Raw genomic sequence first — 26,880 nt, forward strand, 5'->3', positions numbered from 1 at the left:
GGGGGGCTACGCGTGGAGGGTGGGGTTGAGGGTTACTCCCGAGCCGGAGCGGGCCACGGCCTCGACGGCGCCCGTGAGGGAGTTGCGGCGGAAGAGGAGGTTGGGGACGCCGGAGAGGGCGACGGCCTTGACGATGCGGTTCTCGTCGTCGGCACCGGAGCCGTCGATCAAGACGACCTTGGTGCCGGCGGTGACGTAGAGGCCCGCCTCCACGACGGTGTCGTCGCCGATCGAGATGCCGATGCCGGCGTTGGCGCCGAGGAGCGCACGGCGGCCGATCGAGACGCGCTGCGTGCCGCCCCCGGAGAGCGTGCCCATGATCGAGGCGCCGCCGCCGATGTCGGAGCCGTCGCCCACTACGACGCCCTGCGAGATGCGTCCCTCCACCATCGAGGAGCCGAGGGTTCCGGCGTTGAAGTTCACGAAGCCCTCGTGCATGACGGTGGTGCCGGGCGCGAGGTGCGCACCGAGACGCACGCGCGAGGCGTCCGCGATGCGCACCTTGGCGGGAGTGACGTAGTCGAGCATCCGCGGGAACTTGTCGATGCCGTAGCTCTGGATGCCGGCGCGCTGCAGGGAGGGGCGCAGGCGAGCGAAGTCGTCGGGGTGCACGGGGCCGGCGTTCGTCCAGGCCACGATCGGGAGGTACCCGAAGATGCCGTCGAGGTTGATGGTGTTGGGCGCGACGAGCAGGTGCGAGAGCAGGTGCAGGCGGAGGTAGGCATCCGGGGTCGAGGCGGGAGCGGCGGCGAGCTCGATCTCGACGGTGGCCACCTCGACGGTCACCGCGCGACGGGCATCCGGCAGGGCATACGCGGTGAGCTCGCCGGGGTGAGCGGATGCGGCGCCGGCGGGCACGGTGCCGAGCGCCGGTGCGGGGAACCAGGCGTCGAGCTCGGTGCCGTCGGCGGAGGTGGTGACCAGGCCGTGGCCCCAGGCGTGGCTGGGAGCGGAGGCGAGCGGCGGGGTGTCGAGAACGTCTTCAGGCATGACTCCAAGCGTATTGCCCCGGGGCGGGGCGTCTCGCGCCGGAATCCCAGACGTGTCACCCAGCTGCCGGGCGGTGGCGAACCCTAAACTTGGGGGATGTCTGCTTTCGACCCCGCGCATCCTGTACTCGACCTCGGAGCCACCTCGATCGACCTGACCCGGCAGATCTGCGACGTGGAGTCGGTCTCGGGGAACGAGACGCTGCTGGCGGATGCGATCGTGGCCAGCCTCGCGGATGCGGCACACCTCGAGATCATCCGTGACGGCGACACCATCGTGGCCCGCACGAACCTGGGCCGCGCCGAGCGGGTCGTGATCGCCGGCCACATCGACACGGTGCCGCTGAACGAGAACCTGCCTACCCGCTTCGAGACCCACGAGGGCGAGGAGTACCTCTGGGGTCGCGGCACGGTGGACATGAAGGCGGGGGTCGCCGTGCAGCTGAAGCTCGCGGCCGAGCTCGTCGATCCGGCCGTCGACATCACCTGGATGTGGTACGACCACGAAGAGGTGTCGAACGACCTCAACGGCCTCACCCGGCTGGCTGCCAACCGGCCCGATCTGTTCGAGGGCGATTTCGCCATCTTGGGTGAGCCCTCCAACAGCGACGTCGAGGGTGGCTGCAACGGCAACCTGCGTGCCGAGATCCGGGCCTACGGATTGCGAGCGCATTCCGCCCGCGGCTGGGTGGGTGAGAACGCGATCCACAAGGCGGCGCCGATCCTCGACATCCTGGCCGGCTACGAAGCGCGCCAGGTGGAGGTCGACGGGCTGGTGTACCGCGAGGGCCTGAACGCCGTGGGCATCAGCGGCGGCGTGGCCGGCAACGTCATCCCCGACGAGGTGATGGTGCACGTGAACTACCGCTTCGCACCCAGCCGTTCGGGCGAGGAGGCCGTGGCGCACATCCACGAGGTGTTCGGCGGCGACGGCATCGACATCCGGATCGTCGACCTGGCCGAGGGTGCCCGCCCCGGCCTGGACGCCCCGCTGGCGCAGCGCTTCCTGAAGGCGGTCGGCGGCGAGGCCAAGCCCAAGTACGGCTGGACGGATGTGGCCCGCTTCTCGGCGATGGGCGTGCCCGCCGTCAACTACGGCCCCGGCGACCCGCTGAAGGCCCACGCCGACGACGAGCGCGTGCGCCTCAGCCAGATCACCGCGTGTGAGGACGGTCTGCGCGCCTGGCTCACCAGCGGCAGCTGAACGGCCGCCGGTGAGCGTTCTGACCGAGTCCGGCGAGGGAGCGGATGCGCACCCCGAGGGGGCCAAGGGCTCCGCGACGACGGCGCCTTCGCGTCTGCTGCTGCGTTACCGGATGACGCCGTGGTGGCTGCGCGTGATCGTGGTGTTCGCGCTCTCCCGCGTGGTCACCACCGTCATCGTGCTGCTGTTCGCGCGCGCGCAGGGCGCGAACCCGTGGACCGGCGCGAACCCGCCCTACCTCAGCTACGCGGCGATCTGGGACGGCAACTGGTACAAGATCATCTCGTTCTACGGCTACCCCTCGGTGCTGCCCGTCACCGCCGACGGGCATGTGGGGGAGAGTGCGTGGGCGTTCATGCCCGCGTACCCCTTTCTGATCAGCCTGCTGCGCTGGCTCACCGGCGGCCGCTGGGAGCTGATCGCCGTCGTGATCTCGATCGCCTGTGCGCTCGGCACCGCCCTGGTGTTCTACAAGCTCATGCGACACGTTCTGAAAGACGAGGGATCGGCCCTGTTCAGCGTGGTGCTGTTCTGTGTGGCGCCGCTCTCGCCGCTGCTGCAGTTCGCGTACGCCGAGTCGATGTCGATGCTGCTGCTGGTGAGCGCGCTCTACCTGGTGGTGACCCGGCGGTATCCGTGGGTCTTCCCGATCGTGGCGGTGATGGCGCTCACGAGGCCGACCGGGCTCGCCTTCGCGCTCTTCCTCGTGCTGCACCTCGTTCACCGGTACCTGGTGCGGCGCACCGATCCTTTCCCGCTGCGCCAGCGGGCGGTTGTGGCATCGCTCGCGGTCTTCAGCGGTCTGATGGGAATCGCGTGGCTCCTGATCGCCTGGGGCGTCACGGGCTCGATGTCGGCCTACACCGACACGGAGCTGGCCTGGCGCGCCTCGTACATCGGGTACGGCGAGCTGATCCCGTTCACCGCCTGGTTCCAGGGCGGCGAATGGTGGCTCGGATCGCCGTGGGGCTACATCGTGGTCGCCCTGCTGATCGTCGGATTCGCCGCGTTCCTGGTCAGCCGGATCGCCAAGCGGCTCGGCGTCGACCTGCGGCTCTGGCTCGCCAGCTACGCCCTGTACCTGCTGGCGGTGTTCTTTCCGCAGTCGAGCACGTTCCGGCTGCTGATGCCGTTGTTCCCCGCTCTCGGCGCGCTCGCCGTGCCACGATCCCGCATCTACCGCGTCGTGCTGGTGATCGTGGCCGTCGCCGGGCAGGTGGGCTGGATGACGATCGCCTGGGGCGTCGACGGACGCGACTGGACACCCCCGTGACGCGTGCGCGCCTCCGACGCGACACCCGCGATCGACGGATGTGTATCACCTCATCTTTTGCATCGGGGATAATGGACAGGACACCACGAAAGGGGAGCCGAATGGCCGCCATGAAACCCAGGACCGGAGACGGACCGATGGAGGCAGTGAAAGAAGGACGCCTCATCATCGTGCGCGTACCGCTGGAGGGCGGGGGTCGCCTCGTCGTCTCCGTCAACGACGCGGAGGCGAAAGAGCTTCACGACGCACTCGCGGGAGTCGTCAGCCCCGCGTAACAGAACCAGTGACGACGACCTCGGTGCCTCCGCGCCGGGGTCGTCGTCGTTTGGTTCCGACGACTGGAGCGGTCGTCCGGATGCGGCCTCAGCTGACGAGCTTGGTGACCTGCAGCAGTCCGTCGCCGGCGGGCGAGAGGGCCACGAGCACCACCTCGGAGGAGGAGAGCTCGGTCACCAGGGTGCGGAAGTCGCCCACCGTCTCGCCGCGCTGGGCGGGATCGGCGACCTTGTCCTTCCAGAGCGCGTGCGGCACCAGAACGGTTCCGCCCCGGCGCACGAGCCGCAGGGCGTGCTCGACGTATTCGATCACCGAGGCGGGATCGCCGTCGACGAGCACGATGTCGTAGGAGTTCTCGTTCAGGCGCGGCAGCACCTCCGCGGCGCGGCCCGTGATCAGACGGATGCGGTTGGCCGGCACCTTCGCCTCCAGCAGCGCCGCACGGGCGACCTGCTGGTGCTCCAGCTCGGTGTCGATCGAGGTGATCGTGGCCTCGGGGGCGCCCTTCAGCATCCACAGGGCCGAGACGCCGAGGCCGGTGCCGATCTCGACGATCGACCGCGCATCCGCCGCCGCCGCGATGACGGCGAGCTGGCTGCCGATGGCGGGGGAGACCGACTCCACTCCGAGCTCGGTGGCGTGCGAGCGCGCCGCGACGATCTGCGGTGATTCGGCGACGATGTCGTCGGCGTACTTCCAGCTGGACTCTTTGCTTGACACGGTGATGGGCCTCCGCAGCCAGCTTAGGGAACGCGGCCGGTCGAGCCCGGGTGCCACGCGCAAGCTCGGAGTTCGCCTTGGGCTCCGGATCGCCGCGGAGAGCGCCTGCTCGTGACGGTATGCTTTCAGGATGTTCGGGTTGACCTTCGAGAAGCTCCTGCTGATCGGGATCATCGCCGTCTTCGTGCTGGGGCCGGAGCGGCTCCCCACGTATGCCGCCAAGCTGGCTCAGCTGGTGCGCACCGTGCGCGACATGGCCAACGGTGCCAAGACGCGGATGAAGGACGAGATGGGCGACGACTTCGAAGACGTCGACTGGAAGAAGCTCGACCCGCGCCAGTACGACCCCCGCCGCATCATCCGCGAGGCCCTGCTGGAGGACGACGCACCCGCCGGCCCCACCGTGGTGCGGCCCGTGACGCGCTCCACGAACCGGCCGGATCCGGCTTACCTGCAGCACAAGGCGAAGTCGGCGGGCGGGCCCGAGTCGATCGCCGGGGGCGCGGCCGGGGCGGCCGGTATCGGTGCCGGCGCGGCAGCTGCCGCGGGTGCCGTAGCGGGCGGCACGGATGCGGGGCTCACCGAGGGCGAGACCGATGCGGGCGTCGAGAATGCGGCCTCCGCTTCGCCGACCGTGGTCACCCCGCCGCTCGCGGTCTACGACTCCGAAGCGACCTGACGCCGCTCCGCATTCGCCCGGCGCCGATCAGCCTGTGGCGAGGCCGCAGCTGCCCGCGATGAAGTCATAGAGAGCGAGCCGCAGCGTGTCGCTCGACCGCAGGTACACCGTGCCCGACGAGGGGGCATCTGCGTCGCCGCCGACCTCCACCGTGACCGGCAGGTAGGTGCCGCGCTTGTCCTCCGCGATCGCGTGCGGGTCGCAGCGGGCCGGAACCGCATCCAGCACGAACTGCCGAGGCTCGTCGCCGCCCTCGACGGTCGCGTCGAGCGGCCACGTGGATCCGTCCGCCGGTTCGAGCAGGATCGTCGAGCCCGCCTCGATCAGCCGGAGCGAACCCGATCCGCGGCCCGGGTCGGCGGTCAGGCGCAGGTGCGCGACCGCATCGGCTCCGCTGCCGGTCACGTCGAAATCGTCGTGCACGATGAGCGTCGCGACGGCCGCGACGGCGTCGTCGAGGCAGTCTTCGCCGGCGATCCGCTCGAGCACGCCGAACGGGTCGCTCGGGCGGCCGGAGATCTCGCGCGACGTTCCGGCGGCGTCCGTGACGGTGACGGTCAGTGTCGAGGTGGTCGAGGGGGCCGGGCAGATCGCCGTGCCGAGCTGCACCGGCAGCTGGCGGATCAAGCCCGGCGGCACTTCGGTGGGCTTCGTCCACTCCGCGACCGACTCGAACTGCGGCGAGCTGAAGCGGGCGGCGGTGACGGTGAGCGGATCGGCGCCCTCGTTCGTGACCGCGAGCTGCAGCACGCGGTTGCCGTAGTCGGGCCGGTTCTGCAGGATCGCGAGACCGACGCCGTCGATGACGACGGGCGAGGCCTCCGGAGCCGTCGTCGCGCCGGTCGCCGTTGAGGTGGCGGCTGTCGACGAAGCCGGTTGCGGCTGCGCTGCGCAGCCCGACAGGATCAGCAAGGACACGGCGAGCGGGAGCGAGACCGCGACCGACACGGCAGTGCTCAGCGGAGACCTGCTCCTCCGGCCCCGCCCCGCCTCGCTCATACCGGCGAGAGCCCGAGCTTCCGGCCGGCCAGGTCGCGGCCGCGCCGCGCCATCCGCTCGGCGACCTGCGCGATCGCGACGCTCGCCGGGTCGGTGGGATCTGCGATCACGACCGGCGCCCCGGTGTCGCCGCCCGAGCGCAGCGCGAGGCTGATCGGCACCGAGGCCAGCAGGGGCACGTCGGAGCCCTGACGGGCGCTCAGGCGGCCGGCCACGTCGAGGCCTCCGCCCGATCCGAAGATCTCGTGCAGGCTGCCGTCGGGCGCCACGAACCCGGCCATGTTCTCGATCACTCCGTAGACGTGCTGCCCGGTCTGCATCGCCACGAGCCCGGAGCGCTCGGCCACGTCGGCCGCGGCGGCCTGCGGTGTGGTGAGCACCACGACCTCGGCGTTGGGCAGCAGCTGGCCGATCGAGATGGCGACGTCGCCCGTGCCGGGCGGCAGGTCCAGCAGCAGCACGTCGAGGTCGCCGAAGAACACGTCGGTGAGGAACTGGTTGATGGTGCGGTGCAGCATCGGCCCGCGCCAGGCCACGGCACCGCCGGTGGCGGACGCCTGCTCCGGATCGATGAACATGCCGATCGAGATCACCTTCACGCCGTGCGCGACGGGGGGCAGGATCATCTCGCCGAGGCGCGTGGGGCGCACCGCGGTGCCGTTCTCGTCGGTGAGGCCCAGGATGCCGGGGATCGAGAAGCCGTGCACGTCGGCGTCGATCAGGCCCACCGAGAGGCCGCGGGCCGCCAGGGCGACGGCGAGGTTCGCGGTGAGCGTCGACTTGCCGACGCCGCCCTTGCCGCTCGTGATCGCGTACACGCGGGTGAGGGTGCCGGGGCCGAACGGCATGGTGCGCCGGCCGGGACCTCGGAGTCTGGTGGTGAGGGCGGTGCGCTCCTCGCGGCTCATCACCGAGACGTCGACCGTGACGGCGGTCACGCCCTGGACCCGGCCGGCGGCCTCGCGCACGTCACGCTCGATGGTGGCCGCGGCGGGGCATCCGACGATCGTCAGCTTGAGATCGACCTGCGCGTGGCCTTCGGAGGACACCGCCACCTCGCCGACCATGTCGAGCTCGGTGATGGGACGGCGGATCTCGGGATCGATGACCGTGCCGAGTGCACCACGTACGGCCTCGGCCAGCATGCCGCCGCCCGGTGAGAGCGTCATCGCGGGGTCGGGCGGTCGCCCTTGGACGAGACCACCGGGATCGACGAGGTCGCCGTGCTCACGCGATCGCGATCGCGATCGAGCTCGTCGAGCAGTGACCGCAGTTCGGCCCGGATGAACTCCTTGCTCGCCATGTCTTGCAGCGCGAGCCGCAGCGCGACGACCTCGCGGGCGAGGTACTCGGTGTCGGCGAGGTTGCGCTCGGCCCGCTGCCGGTCTTGCTCGAACTGCACGCGGTCGCGGTCGTCCTGCCGGTTCTGCGCGAGCAGGATGAGCGGGGCGGCGTACGAGGCCTGCAGCGACAGGATGAGCGTGAGTGCCGTGAAGCCGATGGCGGCCGAGTCGAACCGCAGCGACTCGGGGCCGTAGGTGTTGAAGGCGATCCACACTACGCAGAACAGGGTGAGCCCGATCAGGAAGAACGGTGTGCCCATCGCGCGCGCGATCGCCTCGGTGGCGCGGCCGAAGCGGTCGCGACCGGCGACCGGACGGCGCGGCAGAACGCTCGTGCGTCGCCCCTTAGGGGACTCCAGGGTGCGCTGTGGTCGGCTGTCAGTGCGTGCCATCGATCGTCCTCCTTCCGCGGGCTGTCAGTCGCGCCGCCGCAGCGGGCGTGCGCGTGGGCGTGCGATGCGGCGCCGGCGGGGGCGCGTCGTCATCGCTGTCGCTACTTCGCCAGTCATCCGGCAGGAGATAGTCGAGGACATCGTCAATGGTCACCACCCCGACCAGTCGGTGGTTGTCGTCGACGACCGGCACGGAGACCAGGTTGTAGCTGGCCAGGATGCGGGAGACCTCGGCCGCGCTCGCGTCGGCGGTGACCGGCTCGAGACCCTGGTCGAGCAGGGTGCCGAGACGCTCGTGCGGCGGGTAGCGCAGCATCCGCTGGAAGTGCACCATGCCAAGGAACCGGCCGGTGGGCGGCTCGTACGGGGGGAGCGTGACGCAGATGGCGGCGCCGAGAGCGGGTGCGAGCTCGTGCCGGCGGATGAGGGCCAGGCCCTCGGCCACCGTGGCGTCGGCGCTGACGATGATGGGCTCGGTGGTCATCAGGCCGCCGGCGGTGTCGGGGGCGTAGGCGAGCAGCATCCGCACGTCGTCGGCCTCTTCGGGCTGCATCAGCTCGAGCAGGTGCTCGCCGCGCTCTTCGGAGAGCTGGGCGATCAGGTCGGCCGCGTCGTCCGGCTGCATCTGGTCGAGAACATCGGCGGCGCGGTCGTCGTCGAGCTGGGAGAGGATCTCGACCTGCTCGCTCTCGGGCATCTCTTCGAGCACGTCGGCGAGACGGTCGTCGGGCAGCTCCTCCGCCACCTCGAGCATGCGCGCCTGGGGGAGGTCGAGCAGGGTGTTGGCCAGGTCGGCGGGCTTGAGGTCGCTGTAGGTGGCGATCAACTGCTCGGCGGACTGCGCCTGGCCGGCCGAGGTCTTCTCGCGCACGTCGGCCCAGCTCGCGAACACCGTGGCGCCCTTGGCGAACGGGGAGGCGCTCGTTCGGGGGCGGCGCACGAAGAGCTGCGCCACGGCCCACTCGCCCGGGCCGAACTCCTCGATCGAGACGTCTTCGATCGTGGCCTGGCCTGAGCCGTCGGCGAACACGACCTCGCGGCCGAGCAGCTCGGCGATGACGCGCACCTCGCCGCCGCGCTGCTCGAAGCGGCGCACATTGATCAGGCCCGTAGTGATGATCTGACCGCTGGAGATGCTGGTGACGCGCCCGATCGACACGAACACACGGCGGCGGCCCGGGATCTCGACGATCAGGCCGACCACGCGCGGCGGATCGCTCTTGCGGTAGACCACCAGCACATCGCGCACCTTGCCCAGCCGGTCGCCGGCGGGGTCGAAGACGGTGCACCCCGCAAGACGGGCGACGAAGACTCGGGTGGCACTCACGACTACTAACTTAGACCGTCGGCCTGGGCAGACCCGTGGAGGCTCGCGTGGGACAATGGGGCACGTGAGTGAACGAGCGAACGGTGCCCGCCGCGGATCCGCCCGCCTGCCCAGCATCCCGCGCGGTGAGACCGTGGCGATCTTCGACGGCTACCAGGAGGCTCAGGATGCCGTGGCCCGGCTGGCCAGGGCCGAATTCCCCGTGAAGGAGCTGTCGATCCTCGGCAGCGACCTGCGCTCGGTGGAACAGGTGACGGGCGTGATGAGCTACGGTCGAGCCGCCCTCGCGGGCGCGCTGTCGGGGCTGTGGGTGGGGCTGTTCTTCGGGCTCCTGTTCGTGCTGCTGTCGCCCAGCACGACGACACCGCTGTTCATCGGATCGGCCGCACTGATCGGCGCGGGGTTCGGGCTGTTCTTCAACATCGCGGTGTTCAGCGTCACGCGCCGTCGCCGTGGGTACACCTCGGTGATGCAGGTGGTGGCCACCACCTACACGATCGTGGTGTCGCCGGAGCTCGCGAACCGCGCGCGCAACCTGCTCGACGGCACGGAGCATCCGGCCGCCGGCCCCGGCGCCTGACGCTCCGGCCGACGACCAGCTCGACGCGCGGCGCCTGACGCCGCCTCAGCCGTTCAGGCGGGCGTACCAGGCCTCTACGTCGTCGGCGGTGCGCGGGATGCCGATCGAGAGGTTCTCGGCGCCGTCGGCCGTGACGAGGATGTCGTCCTCGATCCGCACGCCGATGCCGCGCATCTCCGCCGGCACCGTCAGGTCGTCGGGCTGGAAGTAGAGCCCGGGTTCGATCGTGAACACCATGCCCTCTTCGAGCACCCCGTCGAGGTAGAGCTCTCGCCGTGCCTTGGCGCAGTCGTGCACGTCGATGCCGAGGTGGTGGCTCGTGCCGTGCACCATGTAGCGGCGGTGCTGCTGGTTGTCGGCCTCGAGCGCCTGCTCCGCCGTCACCGGCAGCAGGCCCCACTCGGCCGTGCGCTCGGCGATGACCTTCATGGCCGTCTGGTGGATCTCCCGGAACCGGATGCCCGGCCGCACGATCGCGAAGGCGGCATCCGCGGCCTCGCGAACCGCCTCGTAGACCTTTCGCTGCACCGGCGTGAAGCGACCGTCGATCGGCAGGGTGCGGGTGATGTCGGCGGTGTAATAGCTGTCGAGTTCCACCCCCGCGTCGAGCAGGATCATCTCGCCGGGGTGCACCGGCCCGTCGTTACGGGTCCAGTGCAGGATGCAGGCGTGCGGTCCGCTCGCCGCGATCGTGTCGTAGCCCACCGTGTTGCCGTCCAGCCGGGCGCGGGTGTTGAAGACGCCCTCGACCAGCCGCTCACCGCGCTCGTGCTGCGAGCTGCGCGCGAAGTCGGCGATCACGTCGTCGAAGCCGCGGGCCGTGGCGTTCACGGCCTCGCGCATCTGAGCGATCTCGTAGGCGTCTTTGATCAGCCGCATCTCGGATGCCACGCGGTGCAGCTCGTCGTCGGCCTCCGCACCGGCGCCGCCCGGGAGCTCGCCGTCCGCCTCGCGCAGCACGAGCGTGTTCTCGTCGAAGTCGACGCCCTCGAACTCCGCGATCGCACGGGTGGCGAGACCGAGGTCGCCGGCCACCTGGGCCAGGGAGGGCCGCGCGCCGATCCAGAACTCGCCGATCTCGGGGTTGGCGTAGAACTCGTCGGAATCGCGGCCGGCGCGCTCGCGGAAGTACAGGGTGGCGTCGTGGCCGTCTGTGCCCGCGTCGCCGGCCCCGCGGGGCTCGAGCACCAAGAAGGCACCGGGCTCGGAGTCGGAGCCCCAGGCGCTGAAGTAGGCGAAGGCGGAGTGCGCACGATAGGGGTAGTCGGTGTCGTTGGAGCGCTGCTTGGCGGCACCCGAGGGCAGCACGATCCGCTTGCCGGGGAAGGCGGCCGAGAGGCGGGCGCGGCGCTCGGCGGCGAAGGACGCCTGCTCACGGGCGGGCGGCACGGTGTCGGTGCGCTCGGCCCAGGCGCTGCCGATGTAGTCGCGGAACGCATCCGATCCCGGAGTCGTGGACCGGTTGCTCGTGGCGCGCGGTTCGGGGGCTTCGGTGACGGCGTGGTCGGTTGTCTCTGCCATGCCTCCATTCTCCACCCTGCCGCTGACAGCAGGATGGGGCGGCGGACGGACGGCCCCGCGACGACGACTACGATTAGGAGATGTCCTCCGATCGGCGCTTCCGCGGCCCGATCGACCTGCACACGCACAGCCGGGTCTCCGACGGCACAGAATCGCCGTCCGAGCTCGTGACGGCTGCGGCCGTGGCGGGCCTCGGAACGGTCGCTCTCACCGACCACGACTCGACCGCCGGCTGGGCCGAGGCCGGTGTCGCCGCCGTCGAGAACGGCATCACGCTCATCCCCGGGATGGAACTCAGCACGCGTGTGGGCTGGGCCAGCGTGCACCTGCTCGCCTACCTGTTCGATCCGGCGGATGCGGCGCTCCTCGCCGAGACCGAGCGCATCCGGGTGGCGCGTCTGCTCCGGGCCGAGGAGATGGTGGAGCGGATCGGCCACGACTACGCCCTCGACTGGGACGACGTGCTGGGCCAGACGAATCCGGGCGCCACGGTCGGCCGGCCGCACATCGCCGACGCGCTGGTGGCCCGCGGGCACGCGCTCGACCGTAGCGCGGCGTTCGCCGGCATCCTGCACTGGAAGGCCGGCTACTACCAGCCGCACTACGCGCCCGACCCGCTGCTCGGGATCCAGCTCGTCGTCGCCGCCGGGGGAGTGCCCGTGATCGCGCATCCGGCGACCCGCAGCCGCACCGATGTGGAGCTGGAGAGCCGGATGGCGGCGTACGCCGACGCCGGGCTCTTCGGGCTCGAGATCGACCACCGCGAGAACACCGACGAGGGCAAGGAGCGTCTGCGACGCGTCGCGGAGCGGTACGGGCTGCGGCTCACCGGGTCGAGCGACTACCACGGCGCGGGCAAGCCGAACCGGCTGGGCGAGAACACCACCGCGCCCGAGGTGCTCGACGCGCTGATCGAGCGCGGGACGGGCTCTGCGCCCGTCTACCCTGCGGCGCGGTAGCTCGCGAGCAGTGCACCGCCAGGCTCGTGGCGGTTCAGATATGCAGAAATATCGAAGACCGAGGCCATATACGGCCCCGGTCCTCGGTATTTCTGCAGTTTCGAACGGCTACTCGGTGGGGCGCGGTGCGCGGCGGCGGGTGCGGCTGCGGCGGCGCGGGGCGCTGTTGCCGTCGTGGTGCTCCGAGCCGGCCCCGGTGGAGGTCGACTCGGTGGCGCCGGCCGTGGCGGCGGGTGCGGATGCGGCGGAACCGGTGTCGCCGGCGGGGGCCGACGAGAAGATCTCGTTGAAGCTGCGCGGAGCATCCTCGGATCCTGACGCGCCACCCGAGCGGGAACGGCTGCGGCTGCGGGGCGGACGGCTGCCGCCGTCGCCGGAGGCAGCTGCGCTCTCCCGCGATCCGCCCGAGCGGCCGGAGCCACCGTCGCGGCCGCCACCGTCACGGCTGCCACCGTCACGGCCGCCGGAGCGCGGGCCGCCGCGGCCACCGCGGTCGCCCGACGATGACGGGCGCACCTCTTCGGAACGGGTGCTCGCCTTGAGGCGGCCGCGCGTGCCCTCGGGGATGTCGAGGTCGGTGAACAGGTGCGGCGACGAGGAGTAGGTCTCGGTGGGCTCGGGCTGGCCGAACTCGAGCGCGCGGTTGATCAGCGCCCACTTGTGCAGGTCGTCCCAGTCCACGAAGGTCACGGCGATGCCGGTCTTGCCCGCACGGCCCGTGCGGCCGGCGCGGTGCAGGTAGGTCTTGTCGTCATCCGGGATGGTGTGGTTGATCACGTGGGTGACGTCGTCGACGTCGATGCCGCGGGCCGCGACATCCGTGGCGATCAGGATGTCCTTCTTCCCGGCCTTGAAGGCGGCCATGGCGCGCTCGCGCTGCTCCTGGTTGAGGTCGCCGTGCACGGCGGCGGCGTTGAAGCCGCGGTCGTTGAGCTCTTCGACGAGCTTCGCGGCGGCCCGCTTGGTGCGGGTGAAGACCACGGTCTTGCCGCGGCCCTCGGCCTGCAGGATGCGGGCGATGACCTCGTCCTTGTCCATGTTGTGGGCACGGTAGATGAGGTGCTTGATGTTGGCCTGCGTCAGACCCTCGTCGGGATCGGTGGCGCGGATGTGGATGGGCCGGTTCATGAAGCGGCGCGCGAGCGCGACGATCGGGCCGGGCATCGTGGCCGAGAAGAGCATGGTGTGACGCTCGGGCGGGGTCTGCGCGAAGAGCTTCTCGATGTCGGCGAGGAAGCCGAGGTCGAGCATCTTGTCGGCCTCGTCGAGCACCATCTCCTGCACCTTGCCGAGGTTCAGCAGTCGCTGACCGGCGAGGTCGAGGAGGCGGCCCGGGGTGCCGACGACGATCTGCGCGCCGGCCTTGATCTGCTCGATCTGACCCTCGTAGGCCTTGCCGCCGTAGATCGACACGATCTTGGTGGGGCGGTTGCCCGCCGCGATCTCGAGGTCTTCGGTGACCTGCACGCAGAGCTCGCGGGTGGGCACGACGACCAGCGCCTTGACGCCCGGCTCGGGGTCGAGCCCCAGACGCTGGATCAGCGGGAGGCCGAATCCGAAGGTCTTGCCGGTACCGGTCTTGGCCTGACCGATGATGTCCTGCCCGTCGAGCGCGAGCGGGATGGTCTGCTCCTGGATCGGGAACGGCTCGAGGATGCCCTTGGCGGCAAGGGCGTCGACCATGTCTTGGTCGATGTTGAGATCTGAGAAAGTCACTTGGGATACCTGTCGTGAGTGCGAGGCCGCCGTGGTGAGAACGGTGCTGCGATGGCAGCGAAGCAATGACCGGCGATGGCGCCGGACGGCGGCGATTGCCCCGAGTTTCGTCAGGGCCCGGGTCGAGTTTAGTCGACGAGGGCTCACAAGGCGTCGCAGGCGCGTCGGGGCGGGCTCGGCGGCCCGGATAGGATTGGCGTCGTGTTCGGATTCCTCCGCCGCCCGAAGGTGCGCATCGACATCCCGCGGCTGCGGCCCCGGGAGAATGTCGCCAGCTACCCGAAAGTGAACCTCGCCGAGCTGACGCCCGAGGTGCTCCCGTATCTGGGTCAGGTCGCCTACGTGCAGCTGGCCCTGTTCGAAGAGGTGTCGGATGCGATCGCGGCGGCTCCCACGGTGGCCGCCAAGCAGGCGCTGGCCCCGGCCGCCCGGCAGGCGCTGGACAAGCACGAGCGACTGGTCGCCGAGATCCGCCGCCGGGTCGACACCCCGGCCGAGGTGATCGCGCCGTTCACGGCGGGCATCGACCGCTACCGCCGCCTGGTCAAAGGCTCGGACTGGTACGAGCAGCTGGCGAGCGTCTACCTCACCGGTGGCATCCTGGACGACTTCTTCACACTGCTGGCCGCCGGCCTCCCGGGCGACGTGGGGCCGCGCTGCGCCGCCGTGCTCGACGCCGAGACCGGGCGGATCGCGATCGCCGACATCCTCAGCGAGGCCATCACGGCCGATCCGATGCTCGGATCGCGGCTCGCGCTCTGGGGCCGCCGCGTGGTGGGCGACACCCTGCTGGTGGCGCGATCCGCGATCCACCTCACGGGCAACCCCGAGTCGGACGAGCAGCGCATCGAGCCGGTGTTCACCGAGATGATCGCCTCGCACACCCGGCGGATGGACCGTCTCGGCCTCACCGCCTGAGCGTCGGACCCTCTATGCGACCGGGACCTTGCCCGAGAGCAGCTCGGTGAGGCGCTGGTCGTCGTGCGCCTTGCGGCTGCGGCCGATCAGGATGTCGGCGGCCACCACGGCGACCGCGGTGACGACGAGGGTGACCACCCAGATCCAGCCGCCGTCCCACGGCCAGCCGGCCCAGGTGAGGGCGAGCCAGAGCACCGCCGACACGGCGACGCCGATCGCGGGGATCAAGACGACGCCGTGTCGATCGCGGTCGGGCAGCAGATACCGGGCGAGCAGGCCGAGGATCGCACCGCCGAGGGCGATGAAGAGCAGTTCCATGCTGGGGAGGTTAGCCGACGAAGCCGACGCGGCGCGACTCTTCGCTGCCGATCTCGACGTAGGAGAGCGAGGCCACGGGCACGACGTACAACTTGCCCTTGTTGTCGTTGAGCGAGACGTGGGTGCCGCCGTCGGAGAGCGCCGCCGCGACGACCGCCTCGATCTCGGCGGGGGACTGGCTCGACTCGAAGTTGAGCTCACGGGGCGAGTTGGCGATACCGATTCGAATGTCCATCTTGGTGCCTTTCACGTCACGTGATCCAGGAGTGACCACCAGCCCAGATTACGGCACCGCTCGGGGCCACCGGCGCGTTCTGGCGGGCCCCGGCACCAGCTGACAGCGAACACCCCGGGTCGGGATCCGGATGTCGGTGCCGGCCGATAGCGTGGGGGCCGTGAACGAAACCGGCTCTCCTGGCTCGGGCACCTCGGGCGAGATCGACGCCGGGGAGGCCCGCTCGATGGCGCACGCCCTCGATGAGCAGCAGCGGAGTGTGCTCGAACGGCCGGTCGGCGACACGTTCGCGGTGATCGGTGCTCCAGGCACGGGGAAGACCAGCACCTTGATCGAGCTCGTGGCCGACCGGGTGCTGCGCTGCGGGTTCGCGCCCGAGAGCATCCTGGTTCTCGCGGCGTCGAGGCAGGCGGCCACGCGGCTGCGCGACACCGTGGCGCTGCGGCTGGGGCTGGTGTCGAACGGGCCGCTGGCGCGCACGGCGAGTTCGGCGGCGTTCGAGATCGTGCGGGCGGCCGGTGCGGCCACCGCGGTGCGCAGCGCGGGCGAGCGCGCGCGGCCGGTGGTGCTGCTCACCGGGGCCGAGCAGGACCGCATCCTGGCCGAGCTGCTGGAGGGCGGCATCCAGGATGCCGAAGACGGGCTCTCCGCGGTGCCGTGGCCGGATTCGCTGACGCCCGAGGTGCGGCGGCTGCGGGCGTTCCGTACCGAGCTGCGCGAGCTGATGATGCGGGCCACCGAGAACGGCGTCTCCGCGGGCCGGCTGGCGCAGCTCGGCGAACGGTTCGAGCTGCCGGAGTGGGTGGCGGCCGCCGCCTTCCTGCGCGACTACGTGGCGGCCCTCGAGGGTTTCGAGTCGGCGCACCTCGACTCGGCTGAGCTCCTGGCCGAGGCGCGGCGGCTGGTGCGCGAGGGCGGGGTGCTCGGGCACATCCGGCTGATCGCGGTCGACGAGCTGCAGGAGTTCCCGGTGGGAGCGCTTAACCTCGTGCGCGAGCTCGCCCGGGCGGGTGCGGCCGTGGTGGCGTTCGGCGATCCGGATGCGGCGACCGCGGGGTTCCGCGGCTCGGACGTGCGGGCGCTGGGGCAGCTGTCCCGCGCGCTCGGCGTGCCAGCCGGGCCTCCCGTGGTGCTGCGCACCTCCTACCGGCAGCGCGGCGCGGTGCGCGAGCTCACCCGGCGGGTCACCGAGCGCATCGGTGCGGCCGCGGCCGGCTCGCAGCGGGCGACGACGGATGCGATGGCCGCGGATGCGGCGACGCCGGCGGACGGGGAACGGGACGAGACCGGGGACGGTAGCGCGATCGTGGCGCCCGGATATGGTCGTGGCGCGGATGGCGCCGCGGGTCGCGACTCCGCCTCGGGTCGCGACTCCGCCGGGCGCAGCGAGGTGCTGCGCATCCAGGCGGATTCGCGCGCCGGCGAGATCGCGAGCATCGCGCGGCTGCTGCGTGAGCGGTTCCTGCTGCACGGGGTGGGCTGGGCGAAGATGGCGGTGATCGTGCGGTCGGGATCGCTCGTTCCCGCCGTGGCCCGCGGGCTCGCGCTGGCCGAGGTGCCCACGCGCACCCTCTCGGCCGTGCAGGCGCTGCGCGACGACTATGCGGCCCGACACCTCGCCGAAGGGCTGGCGCTGGCGATGGGGCGGCTCGAGCCGACGCCCGCGGCGGTGGACTCGATCATCCTGGGCCCGCTCTGCGGAGTCGACCCGGTGGGGCTGCGCCGGCTGCGGCTCGCCCTGCGGCACGACGAGCTGGCGATCGGAGGCACGCGGCACGCCGACGAGCTGCTGCGCGAGGCGCTCTTCATGCCGGGTGCACTGGTGGCGATCGACTCCTCGCCCGCCCGGCGGGTGGCGGCGCTCGGCACCACCCTCAAGTTGCTCGCCGAGAGCCACCGGGAGGGCGCGACCGTGGAGGAGCTGCTCTGGCAGCTCTGGCAGCGCACCGGGCTCGCGAAGCGCTGGGGCGACCTGGCGGCCGGTTCCGGGATCGTGGCCGACGAGGCCAACCGCAACCTCGACGGCGCGGTCGCCCTGTTCACCGCCGCGAAGCGCTCGGTCGAGCGCGAGCCCGAGCGGGCGGCCGAGCTCTTCATCGACGAGTTCCTCACCGCCGAGGTTCCCGAAGACACGCTGTCACCGCGCTCGCGCAGTGAGTCGGTGCTCGTCACCACACCCTCGGGCGCCGTGGGCGCGTCGGTCGAGATCGTCGTGGTGGCGGGCCTGCAGGAGTCGGTCTGGCCGAACCTCCGCCTGCGCGGCTCGCTGCTGCACGCTCCGCGGCTGAGCGCCGTGGCATCCGGAGCGGCCGCCGATCTGGACCAGGCCGACGACACCCGCGCCGACGTGCTGGCCGACGAGCTGCGGATGTTCGCGCTCGCCGTGTCGCGATCCAGCCGCACCACGGTGCTCAGCTGCGTGGCGAACGACGACGAGCAGCCCTCGCCGTTCTTCGGCTTCGCACCGGATGCGGGGGAGTACTCGGCGCCGCGTCACCCGCTCTCCCTGCGCGGGCTCACGGGCTCGCTGCGCCGCCGGGTCGCGGTCGACGGCGATCGACGGGCGGCCTCGGTGCTGGCACGCCTCGCGACCGAGCGGGTTCCGGGGGCGCACCCGTCCGACTGGTACGGGCTGAAGCAGTCCTCCACCGAGGAGCCGGTGCTCGATCCCGCCGATCCGGATGCCCTGGTGAGGGTGTCGCCGTCGCGCATCGAAGCCTTCGAGCAGTCGCCGCTGATGTGGTTCATCGACCAGGTCGCGGGCGGGTCGAAGAGCCTCGCCGCCGGGATCGGTACCATCGTGCACGCGGTGATGGAGAAGGTCGCGGCCGATCCCGACGCCGACCTGAGCCCCGAGGAGCTGATGCGGGAGTCGGAGCAGCGCTGGCGCGAGTTGCGCTTCGAGGCGCCGTGGATCGAGCAGCGCGAGAAGCGGGCGCTCGGCACGAAACTCGATGGGCTCTCCGACTACCTGCGCGACTTCTCCGCCGCGGGCGACGAGCTGCTCGGCGCCGAGGCCGGCTTCGAACTGCGGATCGGGCGTGCCCAGCTGGCCGGCTCGATCGACCGCGTCGAGCGCCGGCACGACGGCCGGGTTCTCGTGATCGACCTGAAGACGGGCAAGTACCCGCTCTCGAAGGCCGACCTGCCGGGCAACGCCCAGCTGGCCGCCTATCAGCTGGCCGTGCGGTCGGGCGCGGTCGACGGGCTCGCGGTGCCCGTGGACGGCGACGATCCAGCCGTCGTGCAAGGCGGCGCCGCGCTGCTGTACGTGGCGAAGGGGGAAGCCGGGGTGCGGTTCACGCTGCGTTCGCAGGAGCCGCTCGACGACGACGCCCTGCAGCAGATCACCGAACGGATCGAGAAGGTCGCGGAGGGGATGGCGGCGGCACGGTTCCCGGGCGTCGCCGACCCCGAGGAACGCGACCTGCAGAACCGCTACGACTACCGCATCCAGCTGATCAAGGCGGTGTCCGAATGAGCGACGCCCTGTTCGACCTGGCCGATCTGGAGGATCCGGAGGCGTTCGCGCGCCGCGCCGAGGCGGCTGCAGCTGCGGCCACTCCCGGACGCCCGACCGGAACGGCGTCATACGGTGGCGAGGCGGGCGGCCGCCCGCGGATCGGCGCCGCCGAGATCGCCGAGCGACTCGGGCTGCCGAGCCCGACGGCTCAGCAGCGCGCCGTGATCGAGGCGCCGCTCGCGCCGCGGATCGTGGTGGCGGGCGCCGGCAGCGGCAAGACCGAGACGATGGCGAATCGCGTGGTCTGGCTGATCGCGAACGGGCTCGTCGGTGTGCCGGAGGTGCTCGGCCTCACCTTCACCCGCAAGGCGGCCGGTGAGCTGGCGGAGCGCATCCGCAAGCGACTGGAGCAGCTGGCCGATGCCGGGCTCGCGTCGATCGACGTCGACGCCTTCGACACCCCCACGATCGCCACCTACAACGCCTTCGCGAACAGCATCTTCCGCGAGAACGCCGTGACGATCGGCCGCGAAGGCGAGGCCGCCGTGCTGAGCGAGGCCTCGGCCTGGCAGCTGGCGCGCACGGTGGTGGTCGGCTCCGGCGACGAGCGCCTGCTGCAGCTGGACAAGTCGGTCGACGTGGCCACCTCGGCCGTGCTCGCCCTCAGTCGCGCGTTGGCCGAGAACGTGGTCGCCTCGTCGACCGTGCACTCCTACGCCGAGCGGTTCGCCTCGCTGGTCGACCTGCCCACCGGGTCGGCGCGGATCAAAGGCGTGCAGCGCGATCTCGAGAAGGCCGTGGGCGCGGTGGCGACCCTCCCGCTGCTGCTGGACCTGGCCGACGCCTACTCGGCCGAGAAGGTGCGCCGGGGGTACGTGGAGTACTCCGACCAGATCGCGCTGGCGCTCGCGATCGTGCAGAGCTCACCGCGGGTGGTGGGCGAGTACCGCGAGCGGTATCGGGTGGTGCTGCTCGACGAATACCAAGACACCAGCGTGGTGCAGACGCGCCTGCTCTCGGCGCTGTTCGCCGGCACGCCGGTGATGGCGGTGGGGGATCCGCACCAGTCGATCTATGGCTGGCGCGGCGCCAGTGCGGCGAACCTGGCCCGGTTCGCGGCCGACTTCGCTTCGGAGGGTGCTGCATCCGGCCCTGATCCCGGCCCCGGCCCCGATCCTGATTCCGGCGTGCCCTACGCGCTCTCGACCAGCTGGCGCAATCCTCAGTCGGTGCTGCGGGCGGCGAACGCCCTCGTGCGGCCGCTGTCGGCGGAGTCGGACGTGCCGGTGCAGGAGCTCGGTCCCCGGCCGCAGGTGCCGGCCGGGCGGCTCGACGTGGCGTTCGGCGAGACCGTGCACGATGAGGCCCGCGAGGTCGCGGACTGGTTGAAGGCCCGTCTGGCCGAGCGGGATGCCGACGGCGAGCATCCGTCGGCCGCCCTGCTGTGCCGCTCGGTGAAGAAGATCGAGCCGTTCACCGCGGCCTTGGACGAGCGGGGCATCCCGTACCACGTGCTCGGCATCGGCGGTCTGCTCGGGCAGCCGGCCGTCGCCGACCTCGTCTCGATGCTGCGGGTGCTCTATCACCCCACCGCCGGGCCCGACCTGGTGCGCATCCTGGCGGGCGCCCGATGGCGGATCGGCACGAAAGACCTGATGGCCCTGCGCTCGGTCGCCTCGTGGATCTCGCAGCGCGACCACCGGTTCCAGAAGCTCGATCCCGCGGTGGCCGCCCAGGTGCGCGGCTCGGTGGTGGCCGACGAAGACCGCTCCATCATCGACGCGCTCGACTTCGTGGCCACGGCGCCGGCCGACCACAGCACGCTCGCCGGTTTCACCGAGGTCGGGCTCGCGCGCCTGCGCGACGCCGCCCGCCAGTTCTCCGACCTGCGCCGGCGAGCGGGCCTGGGCCTGGTCGACTACGTCGACCTCGTGCAGCAGGAGCTGCTGCTCGACATCGAGGTGCTGGCGAGCCCGCACGCCGCCTCCGGCCGCGCGAGTCTGGAGGCGTTCTCCGAGCAGCTGGTCTCCTTCCTGGCGCTGGATCCGGCCGCGGGCCTCGGCGAGTTCCTCTCCTGGCTCGAAGAGGCCGAGAAGCGCGACCGCCTGGAGCCGCGCACCGAGGCGCCCGAGCCCGGCACCGTGCAGATCCTCACCATCCACGGTGCGAAGGGCCTGGAGTGGGACGTGGTGGCGATCCCGCGGATGGTCGACGGCGAGCTGCCGGGCGACCCGCGCTCCAACCTCGGCTGGCTGGCCTTCGGCGAACTGCCGTTCGAGTTCCGCGGCGATGCGGCCGAGTTGCCGCAGCTGGCCTGGCGCGGCATCGAGAAGCAGAACGAGTTCAAGGGCGTTCTCGACGACTTCAAGCGGGCGAACGCCGCGCACTACGCGGCCGAGCAGCGCCGGCTGATCTACGTGGCCGTCACCCGGGCGCGCTCGCAGCTCCTGTTGTCGGGCTCGTACTGGACCACCGGCGTCAAGAAGCTGCGCGCCCCCGGCCTGTACCTGCGTGAGCTGGCCGAGGAGGGCGTCATCGCCGAGGGTCTGCTGCCCGAGGCGTCGACCTTCGACGAGAACCCGCTCGCCGAGTCGGAGAACTGGACGGTCTGGCCGCGCGATCCGCTCGGCGCGCGGCGGCCCCGGGTCGCAGCGGCGGCCGAACTCGTCATCGCCGCCGATCCGGGAGCGACCACGCCCTGGGACCACGAGGTCGAGCTGCTGCTGGCCGAGCGGGCCGCCAAGAACGGCGAGCGGATGCTCGAACTGCCCGTGCGCATCCCGGCCTCGCGCTTCAAAGACTACGTGGCCGACCCGCAGGCCGTGGTGCGCGGGCTGCAGCGTCCGATGCCCGAGCGGCCGTTCCGGCAGACCCGGCTCGGCACCCGGTTCCACACCTGGGTCGAGGAACGGTTCCGGCAGGGTGGCCGCACCGAGTTGCTCGGCGAGCCGGTAGGGGCCGGCTTCGGCGACTCGATCGACGTGTTCGACGACGAGTTCGAGGCGATCGAGCCCGATGAGCTGACGCCGTCGGGAACGCTGCCGGACGACGCGGGGCTGGATCCGGATGCTGCGGCCGAGAACGACGACCTGGCCGAGATCGCGGGGCTGATCTCCGCTTTCGAAGCCTCGGAGTTCGGCGACCGGCAGCCCGCCGAGGTCGAACTCGAGATCCACCTCGTGCTGGCCGGGCGGATCGTGATCTGCAAGATCGACGCGATCTTCGTCGACGGCGACCGGGTGGAGGTGGTCGACTGGAAGACGGGCAAGGCGCCGGCCGACGCCGCCGACCTCGAGCTGAAGCAGCTGCAGCTGGCGCTCTACCGCCTGGCCTACGCCCGGTGGAAGGGCATCGACGTCGACCGCGTGGGCGCCTCGTTCTACTTCGTGGCCGAGGACCGCGTCATCCGCCCCGAGCGCCTGCACACCGAGGCCGAACTCGAGCACCTCATCCGCACCTCGATGCTCTGAGGTCGCCCGGTCAGTCTTCGGAGATGCGGTTCGCGTGCTCCGAGGCGCCGGCGCGCACGCCCGGGAGGGGGGTGCGGTCGAGCATGGCCTCGACGTCTTCGACGGCCATCACCTGCCCGGTGTCGGTGGAGAGCGGATTGAGCAGGTCGTGCTCGACCGTGCTGCGGAGGCTGCCGAGCATGGCCTCGGCGTCGGCCACGATCGACGCGTCACGGCTGTCGACGCCGTGCAGCAGCCAGCGGGCGATCTCGAGTTCGGCGTAGAGCCGCGCGCGCTTGCGCAACTGCCGGTCGGCGGGCTTGGTGAGCGCGTGCTCGTAGCCCTCGTACACCCGATCGGCGCTGGACGCGCTCGAGGCCGAGTTCAGCCAGAACAGGTCGAGGGCCGGATCGCCGACCCGCAGGTTCTGCCAGCCGATGATGCCGGTGACCTGCGAGTTCACGAGCAGGAACGACTCCGGGGCCAGCGCGCCGTTCACGACCGTGGGCTGGAACTGCCAGAGCGCGCTGTCCTCCAGCGCCAGTGACCAGCGGGTCAGCAGCTCGGTGGGCACCTTGCCCGAGGCGGCGGCGCGGTCGGCGAGCTTGCGCGAGGTGGCGGCGATCTGGGTGGCCGTGTGGGCGGTGAGCCCCGCATCCGACACCACGGAGGTGGGCAGCGAATGAACCGCGGCGATGGCCCGGCCGATCGAGTCGGAGGCGCTCTGCTCGCCCCCGACGTCGTGCAGGGTGCCCGGGGTGCCCTGGATGTAGTCGTAGACCACGGCGCGGGTCTCGCCGATCGGCGCCTGGCCGACGAACGAGGGGATGTGGAAGGGCAGCCGCGAGCGCACGCCCGAGGTGAGCGCGTTCAGGGCCACGAGGTCGCGGGACTGCTCCGACTCAGCATCCGAATTCACCGGAACCCGCACCACGTATTCTTCGCCCGACCGCAACGTGACGACCGCGGAATCGAAGCGGGCGACGCCCGGACCGGTGAGCGCGCGGGTCGTCACGATGTCCGCCCCGGCGACGGCGGAGGTCGCGAGCGCGGCTAGAGTGAGTGGGGATCTGACCATACCCCTAGGGTAGGGCGGCTCCGTCCGGCCACGGCTTTCGCCACGCACGATTGGGCAACCATGTCACGCGCTTTCTCGTCCACTCTGCCGCTCTCCCGTCACCGGGTGGATCGCGATCACGAGTCCCGTCGCGACGACGCCCTGCTCGAGGAGTACTTCGCCCGCGCCGACGCCCGCGTGCTCCTGCTGCACCGTGGTCAGGCGCTCGCGACCGGGGGCGGTCTCCCCGCCGGCTACGACGGTTTCGGCCCGCGTCCCGATGTGGCGATCGAGCAGCAGGCGGTGCTGGCCCTGCGGGCGTCCGCCGAGCTGCCGGAGGGCATCCTCGCGGCGATCGGTCAGGGCGACCTCGTGCGCATCTATCTCGGTGTGGCTCTGGATGATTCCCCCGCGCTCGCCGCCGGAGCTCCCGTGTTCGCGATCGCGGTGGGCGACTCCGAGGCCGAGCAGCTGGCGACGGACGGCGCGACCTGGGTGAACCTGCGCCTGGTCGCCGCCGACCTCGACGACACGATGGCCGGCATCTTCACCGAGGCCGTGGCCATCGCCAACTGGCACGCCACGCACACGCACTGCCCGCGCTGCGGGGCGGCCACCGTGGTGGAGAGCGGCGGCTGGGTGCGCTGGTGCCCGGTGCAGGACATCGAGCTCTTCCCCCGCACCGACGCCGCCGTGATCGTGGGGATCGTCGATCACGACGACCGCCTGCTGCTCGGCTCCAACGCCCTCTGGGAGAACAACCGCTACTCGCTGCTGGCCGGCTTCGTGGAGCCCGGCGAGTCGCTCGAGGCCGCCGCGGTGCGCGAGATCGCGGAGGAGTCCGGCGTCGTGATCGACGAGCCCGTCTACCTCGGATCGCAGCCGTGGCCGTTCCCGGCCTCTCTCATGGTCGGCTTCATGGCGACCGTGTCGGCCGAGCATCCGGCCGTGCTGCGCCCGGACGGCGACGAGATCCTCGACCTGCGCTGGTTCACCCGCGCCCAGATCGCCGATCCGGCCAGCGACGTGCTGCTGCCCGGATCGTCCTCCATCGCCCGCGCCATCATCGAGCACTGGTACGGCGGGCCGCTGCCGGAGCGCGCGCAGGCGTGAGCGACGGCACCTCCGACGACCTGCTCGACGCCCTCGACCCGCAGCAGCGGGTCGCGGCCCGCTCGCTGCTCGGCCCGGTCTGCATCCTCGCCGGCGCCGGAACCGGCAAGACCCGGGCCATCACGCACCGCATCGCGTACGGAGTGGCGACCGGGGTGTACTCGCCGAACCGGGTGATGGCGCTCACCTTCACCTCGCGGGCGGCGGCCGAGCTGCGCACGCGCCTGCGGCCGCTCGGCGCCGGCGGGGTGGCGGCGCGCACCTTCCACTCGGCGGCCCTCGCTCAGCTGAACTACTTCTGGCCGCAGGTGATCGGGGGAGAGGCACCCCGCATCGTCGACAACAAGGCGAAGGCCATCGCGCACGCCGCCGAGTTGTTGAAGCTGCGACTGGACACGGCGACGCTGCGCGACGTGGCCGGCGAGATCGAGTGGCGCAAGGTCTCGAACATGAGCATCGCCGACTACGCGGTGGCGGCGCGCTCGTCGCGGGTGCTGCCGCCCTCGCTCTCGGTCGACCAGATGATCGAGCTGCAGGAGCGGTACGAGGCCCTGAAGGACGAGCGCCGGCAGCTCGACTTCGAAGACGTGCTGCTGGTGACCGCCGGCATGATCGAGACCGAGGCCTCGGTCGCGTTCCAGGTGCGCGAGCAGTACCGCTTCTTCGTGGTGGACGAATACCAGGACGTCTCGCCGCTGCAGCAGCATCTGCTCGACCAGTGGCTGGGCGACCGGCGCGACCTCTGCGTGGTGGGTGACGCCAGCCAGACCATCTACTCCTTCGCCGGGGCGAGTGCGGGCTACCTGCTGGAGTTCGGCAGCCGGCATCCGAACAGCACCGTGGTGACCCTCGAGCAGAACTACCGCTCCCGGCCTCCGATCGTCGCAGCGGCCAACCGCCTGATGCGCGGCCGCGCGGGCGCGCTGACCCTGCACGCGGTCGAGCAGGCGGCTCCGGAGGTCACGACCGCCGCCGCGGTCGACCAAGGGGCTCCGGATGCCACGACCTCCGTTCCCGCGCTGGAGCCCACGGTCACCGCCTACCCGAACGACTTCGCCGAGGCGGAGGGCGTCGCCGCAGCGATCGCCCGGCTGATCGCCGAGGGCACGCCTCCGCAGGACATCGCGGTGCTCTACCGCCTCAACGCCCAGTCGGCTCCGCTGGAACGCGCGCTCGCCGACGCGGGCGTGGTCTACCAGCTGCGCGGCGCCACCCGGTTCTTCGACCAACCCGACATCAAGCGCGCCGTGATGGAGCTGCGCGCCGCCTCGGTGTCGATCAGCGACGAACCCCTGTTCAAATCGGTCAGCGACGTGCTGCGCTCGCGCGGCTGGGCGCAGGAGGCGCCCGAGGGCACCGGCGCTGTGCGGGATCGCTGGGAAGCGCTGAACGCCCTGATGGGCCTGGCCGAGGGGATGCCCCCGGGCACGACCTTCCGTCAGTTCACCGACGAGCTGATGGAGCGCCAGTCGTCGCAGCACGAACCCACGGTGCGCGCCGTGACCTTGGCCACCCTGCACTCCTCGAAGGGTCTGGAGTGGCCGGCCGTGTTCATCCTCGGAGTCGCCGAAGGCCTGCTCCCGATCAGTCACGCCGAGGGACTGGCGGGCGTCGACGAAGAGCGCAGGCTGCTCTACGTGGGCATCACCCGCGCCCGCGATCGACTGGCCCTCTCTTGGGCGGCGGTCGGCTCCCGCCGGAACACCGAGCGTCAGCCGTCTCGTTTTCTGGAAGAGACCGGCATCCGCAGTCAGGGTGCACGCTGAACCGCAGCCGATCCAGCGGACGGGGATCGAGCGACGGCAGCCCCGGCGGCCTGGCCCCGTTCGCGTTGCCGTACTCGGGCCGCCGGATGCGCACGGCCTCCTGAGCCCATCGCAGCCCCGCCCCACCGCTGAGGAACTCGCCCAGGAGGCGTGCCGCCACCGTGGCGGCCGTGCTGATGCCCAGGGTGTCGGCACTCGGCGCACGGCGCAGGAACAACTGGGAGGCCAGAGCCGGCCACGCCGGATCGGCATCGACCCGATGCATCTCGATGCACTGCGCGCACGGGCCGCCGCCCGGCCGCACCACCGGCCCGACCCGCACCGAGCGGTCGCCGAACTCCACCAGGAGATGCGGCAGGTCTGCCCGCAGCCACTCGCCCGCCCGCCGCGGCGCCACCGCGTAATGGGCGATCACCACCGCGGCCACGGTGTCGGGCGAAGGACGCGACACGACGCGCGCGCCCAGCCGGTGCAGCAGCTCGTGCATCACGCCGGCCGCCGACCCGACTCCGTCGACGGCGATGACCGCTCCGGCCAGCGGAGAGGCATGACTCTCCGCGCCACCGTCGGCATCGCGGGGCTG

Annotated in this window: 21 protein-coding genes and 1 pseudogene; 11 read left to right on the plus strand and 11 right to left on the minus strand. The window is 71.4% G+C overall.

Annotation, left to right across the window (positions count from 1 at the left end):
* Positions 1–6 precede the first annotated feature (6 nt).
* On the minus strand, positions 7–990 hold the full coding sequence (gene dapD / locus Q0D75_RS03340) for a 2,3,4,5-tetrahydropyridine-2,6-dicarboxylate N-succinyltransferase (RefSeq protein WP_291049347.1): 984 nt from the start codon (positions 988–990) through the stop codon (positions 7–9).
* A 96-nt stretch (positions 991–1,086) separates the two neighbouring features.
* Between dapD and dapE the strand changes: the two genes are divergently transcribed.
* The 3 genes from dapE to Q0D75_RS03355 all read left to right on the plus strand — a co-directional run bounded on the left by dapE (position 1,087) and on the right by Q0D75_RS03355 (position 3,741).
* Positions 1,087–2,193: a succinyl-diaminopimelate desuccinylase gene (gene dapE / locus Q0D75_RS03345; RefSeq protein ID WP_291049349.1), complete on the plus strand. Its 1,107-nt coding sequence runs from the start codon at positions 1,087–1,089 to the stop codon at positions 2,191–2,193.
* A 10-nt stretch (positions 2,194–2,203) separates the two neighbouring features.
* Positions 2,204–3,466, plus strand: a complete 1,263-nt coding sequence (locus tag Q0D75_RS03350; protein ID WP_291049351.1) for a mannosyltransferase family protein — start codon at positions 2,204–2,206, stop codon at positions 3,464–3,466.
* Positions 3,467–3,567: 101 nt separating this feature from the next.
* Positions 3,568–3,741 carry a DUF3117 domain-containing protein gene (locus Q0D75_RS03355; protein WP_084361480.1) on the plus strand — a complete coding sequence of 58 codons (174 nt, stop codon included), beginning with the start codon at positions 3,568–3,570 and terminating at the stop codon, positions 3,739–3,741.
* Between the two features lie 88 nt (positions 3,742–3,829).
* Here Q0D75_RS03355 and Q0D75_RS03360 read toward each other — a convergent pair whose 3' ends face one another.
* Positions 3,830–4,462 (minus strand): class I SAM-dependent methyltransferase, encoded by a 633-nt coding sequence (locus Q0D75_RS03360; RefSeq protein ID WP_291049354.1) that lies wholly within the window; start codon positions 4,460–4,462, stop codon positions 3,830–3,832.
* Positions 4,463–4,592: 130 nt separating this feature from the next.
* On the opposite strand from Q0D75_RS03360, the pseudogene Q0D75_RS03365 reads away from it, so the two are divergent.
* Positions 4,593–4,853: pseudogene (locus Q0D75_RS03365) on the plus strand (Sec-independent protein translocase TatB); the annotation flags it as partial.
* Positions 4,854–5,168: 315 nt separating this feature from the next.
* On the opposite strand, the gene Q0D75_RS03370 reads toward Q0D75_RS03365, so the two are convergent.
* Genes Q0D75_RS03370 through Q0D75_RS03385 form a run of 4 tightly spaced genes read right to left on the minus strand, consistent with a single transcriptional unit; the run spans position 5,169 to position 9,202 of the window.
* Positions 5,169–6,089: a hypothetical protein gene (locus Q0D75_RS03370; protein WP_291049356.1), complete on the minus strand. Its 921-nt coding sequence runs from the start codon at positions 6,087–6,089 to the stop codon at positions 5,169–5,171.
* 47 nt (positions 6,090–6,136) lie between these two features.
* Positions 6,137–7,309: a P-loop NTPase gene (locus Q0D75_RS03375; protein ID WP_291049358.1), complete on the minus strand. Its 1,173-nt coding sequence runs from the start codon at positions 7,307–7,309 to the stop codon at positions 6,137–6,139.
* The gene (locus Q0D75_RS03380; RefSeq protein ID WP_291049360.1) at positions 7,306–7,875 is read right to left on the minus strand and encodes a DUF1003 domain-containing protein; all 570 of its coding nucleotides are present in this window, start codon (positions 7,873–7,875) and stop codon (positions 7,306–7,308) included. The genes Q0D75_RS03375 and Q0D75_RS03380 overlap by 4 nt, the downstream gene beginning before the upstream one ends.
* Entirely contained in the window at positions 7,862–9,202 is a 1,341-nt protein-coding gene (locus Q0D75_RS03385) for a CBS domain-containing protein (protein ID WP_291049362.1), read from the minus strand. Before Q0D75_RS03385 ends, Q0D75_RS03380 begins: the two co-directional genes overlap by 14 nt.
* Before the next feature lie 64 nt (positions 9,203–9,266).
* On the opposite strand from Q0D75_RS03385, the gene Q0D75_RS03390 reads away from it, so the two are divergent.
* Positions 9,267–9,782 carry a general stress protein gene (locus Q0D75_RS03390; RefSeq protein ID WP_291049364.1) on the plus strand — a complete coding sequence of 172 codons (516 nt, stop codon included), beginning with the start codon at positions 9,267–9,269 and terminating at the stop codon, positions 9,780–9,782.
* A 45-nt stretch (positions 9,783–9,827) separates the two neighbouring features.
* Here the strand turns inward: Q0D75_RS03390 and Q0D75_RS03395 are convergent, their stop codons facing one another.
* Positions 9,828–11,303, minus strand: a complete 1,476-nt coding sequence (locus tag Q0D75_RS03395; RefSeq protein WP_291049366.1) for an aminopeptidase P family protein — start codon at positions 11,301–11,303, stop codon at positions 9,828–9,830.
* Positions 11,304–11,383: 80 nt separating this feature from the next.
* Here Q0D75_RS03395 and Q0D75_RS03400 point away from each other — a divergent pair, with 80 nt between their 5' ends.
* The gene (locus tag Q0D75_RS03400) at positions 11,384–12,262 is read left to right on the plus strand and encodes a PHP domain-containing protein (protein ID WP_291049368.1); all 879 of its coding nucleotides are present in this window, start codon (positions 11,384–11,386) and stop codon (positions 12,260–12,262) included.
* Between the two features lie 108 nt (positions 12,263–12,370).
* On the opposite strand, the gene Q0D75_RS03405 is transcribed toward Q0D75_RS03400, so the two are convergent.
* Positions 12,371–13,978, minus strand: coding sequence for a DEAD/DEAH box helicase (locus Q0D75_RS03405; protein ID WP_291049370.1), 1,608 nt, complete (start codon positions 13,976–13,978; stop codon positions 12,371–12,373).
* Between the two features lie 201 nt (positions 13,979–14,179).
* Here Q0D75_RS03405 and Q0D75_RS03410 point away from each other — a divergent pair, with 201 nt between their 5' ends.
* Positions 14,180–14,896 (plus strand): ferritin-like fold-containing protein, encoded by a 717-nt coding sequence (locus Q0D75_RS03410; protein ID WP_291049372.1) that lies wholly within the window; start codon positions 14,180–14,182, stop codon positions 14,894–14,896.
* Between the two features lie 12 nt (positions 14,897–14,908).
* On the opposite strand, the gene Q0D75_RS03415 is transcribed toward Q0D75_RS03410, so the two are convergent.
* Together Q0D75_RS03415 and Q0D75_RS03420 are read right to left on the minus strand one after the other, a co-directional pair.
* Positions 14,909–15,214, minus strand: coding sequence for a hypothetical protein (locus Q0D75_RS03415; protein ID WP_291049374.1), 306 nt, complete (start codon positions 15,212–15,214; stop codon positions 14,909–14,911).
* 10 nt (positions 15,215–15,224) lie between these two features.
* A complete protein-coding gene (locus Q0D75_RS03420; protein ID WP_291049376.1) occupies positions 15,225–15,449 on the minus strand; it encodes a DUF3107 domain-containing protein in 225 nt (74 codons plus the stop codon).
* Positions 15,450–15,609: 160 nt separating this feature from the next.
* On the opposite strand from Q0D75_RS03420, the gene Q0D75_RS03425 reads away from it, so the two are divergent.
* Both Q0D75_RS03425 and Q0D75_RS03430 read left to right on the plus strand, forming a co-directional pair.
* Positions 15,610–18,930, plus strand: coding sequence for a UrvD/REP family ATP-dependent DNA helicase (locus Q0D75_RS03425; protein ID WP_291049378.1), 3,321 nt, complete (start codon positions 15,610–15,612; stop codon positions 18,928–18,930).
* Entirely contained in the window at positions 18,927–22,382 is a 3,456-nt protein-coding gene (locus Q0D75_RS03430) for an ATP-dependent DNA helicase (protein ID WP_291049380.1), read from the plus strand. The genes Q0D75_RS03425 and Q0D75_RS03430 overlap by 4 nt, the downstream gene beginning before the upstream one ends.
* Before the next feature lie 10 nt (positions 22,383–22,392).
* On the opposite strand, the gene Q0D75_RS03435 is transcribed toward Q0D75_RS03430, so the two are convergent.
* Positions 22,393–23,439 (minus strand): phosphotransferase, encoded by a 1,047-nt coding sequence (locus tag Q0D75_RS03435; RefSeq protein ID WP_291049382.1) that lies wholly within the window; start codon positions 23,437–23,439, stop codon positions 22,393–22,395.
* 60 nt (positions 23,440–23,499) lie between these two features.
* Between Q0D75_RS03435 and nudC the strand changes: the two genes are divergently transcribed.
* Together nudC and Q0D75_RS03445 are read left to right on the plus strand one after the other, a co-directional pair.
* Entirely contained in the window at positions 23,500–24,531 is a 1,032-nt protein-coding gene (gene nudC, locus Q0D75_RS03440) for an NAD(+) diphosphatase (RefSeq protein WP_291049384.1), read from the plus strand.
* Positions 24,528–26,297 (plus strand): ATP-dependent helicase, encoded by a 1,770-nt coding sequence (locus Q0D75_RS03445; protein WP_291049386.1) that lies wholly within the window; start codon positions 24,528–24,530, stop codon positions 26,295–26,297. Before nudC ends, Q0D75_RS03445 begins: the two co-directional genes overlap by 4 nt.
* Positions 26,298–26,880 lie beyond the last annotated feature (583 nt).

Source organism: Herbiconiux sp. (assembly GCF_023264855.1).
Classification (GTDB): domain Bacteria; phylum Actinomycetota; class Actinomycetes; order Actinomycetales; family Microbacteriaceae; genus Herbiconiux.

Coding starts and splice junctions, on each gene's coding strand:
- dapD (WP_291049347.1), bottom strand. CDS start 990: ATGCCTGAAGACGTTCTCGACACCCCGCCGCTCGCCTCCGCTCCCAGC.
- dapE (WP_291049349.1), top strand. CDS start 1,087: ATGTCTGCTTTCGACCCCGCGCATCCTGTACTCGACCTCGGAGCCACC.
- Q0D75_RS03355 (WP_084361480.1), top strand. CDS start 3,568: ATGGCCGCCATGAAACCCAGGACCGGAGACGGACCGATGGAGGCAGTG.
- Q0D75_RS03375 (WP_291049358.1), bottom strand. CDS start 7,309: ATGACGCTCTCACCGGGCGGCGGCATGCTGGCCGAGGCCGTACGTGGT.
- Q0D75_RS03380 (WP_291049360.1), bottom strand. CDS start 7,875: ATGGCACGCACTGACAGCCGACCACAGCGCACCCTGGAGTCCCCTAAG.
- Q0D75_RS03395 (WP_291049366.1), bottom strand. CDS start 11,303: ATGGCAGAGACAACCGACCACGCCGTCACCGAAGCCCCCGAACCGCGC.
- Q0D75_RS03400 (WP_291049368.1), top strand. CDS start 11,384: ATGTCCTCCGATCGGCGCTTCCGCGGCCCGATCGACCTGCACACGCAC.
- Q0D75_RS03415 (WP_291049374.1), bottom strand. CDS start 15,214: ATGGAACTGCTCTTCATCGCCCTCGGCGGTGCGATCCTCGGCCTGCTC.
- Q0D75_RS03420 (WP_291049376.1), bottom strand. CDS start 15,449: ATGGACATTCGAATCGGTATCGCCAACTCGCCCCGTGAGCTCAACTTC.
- Q0D75_RS03430 (WP_291049380.1), top strand. CDS start 18,927: ATGAGCGACGCCCTGTTCGACCTGGCCGATCTGGAGGATCCGGAGGCG.
- Q0D75_RS03435 (WP_291049382.1), bottom strand. CDS start 23,439: ATGGTCAGATCCCCACTCACTCTAGCCGCGCTCGCGACCTCCGCCGTC.
- nudC (WP_291049384.1), top strand. CDS start 23,500: ATGTCACGCGCTTTCTCGTCCACTCTGCCGCTCTCCCGTCACCGGGTG.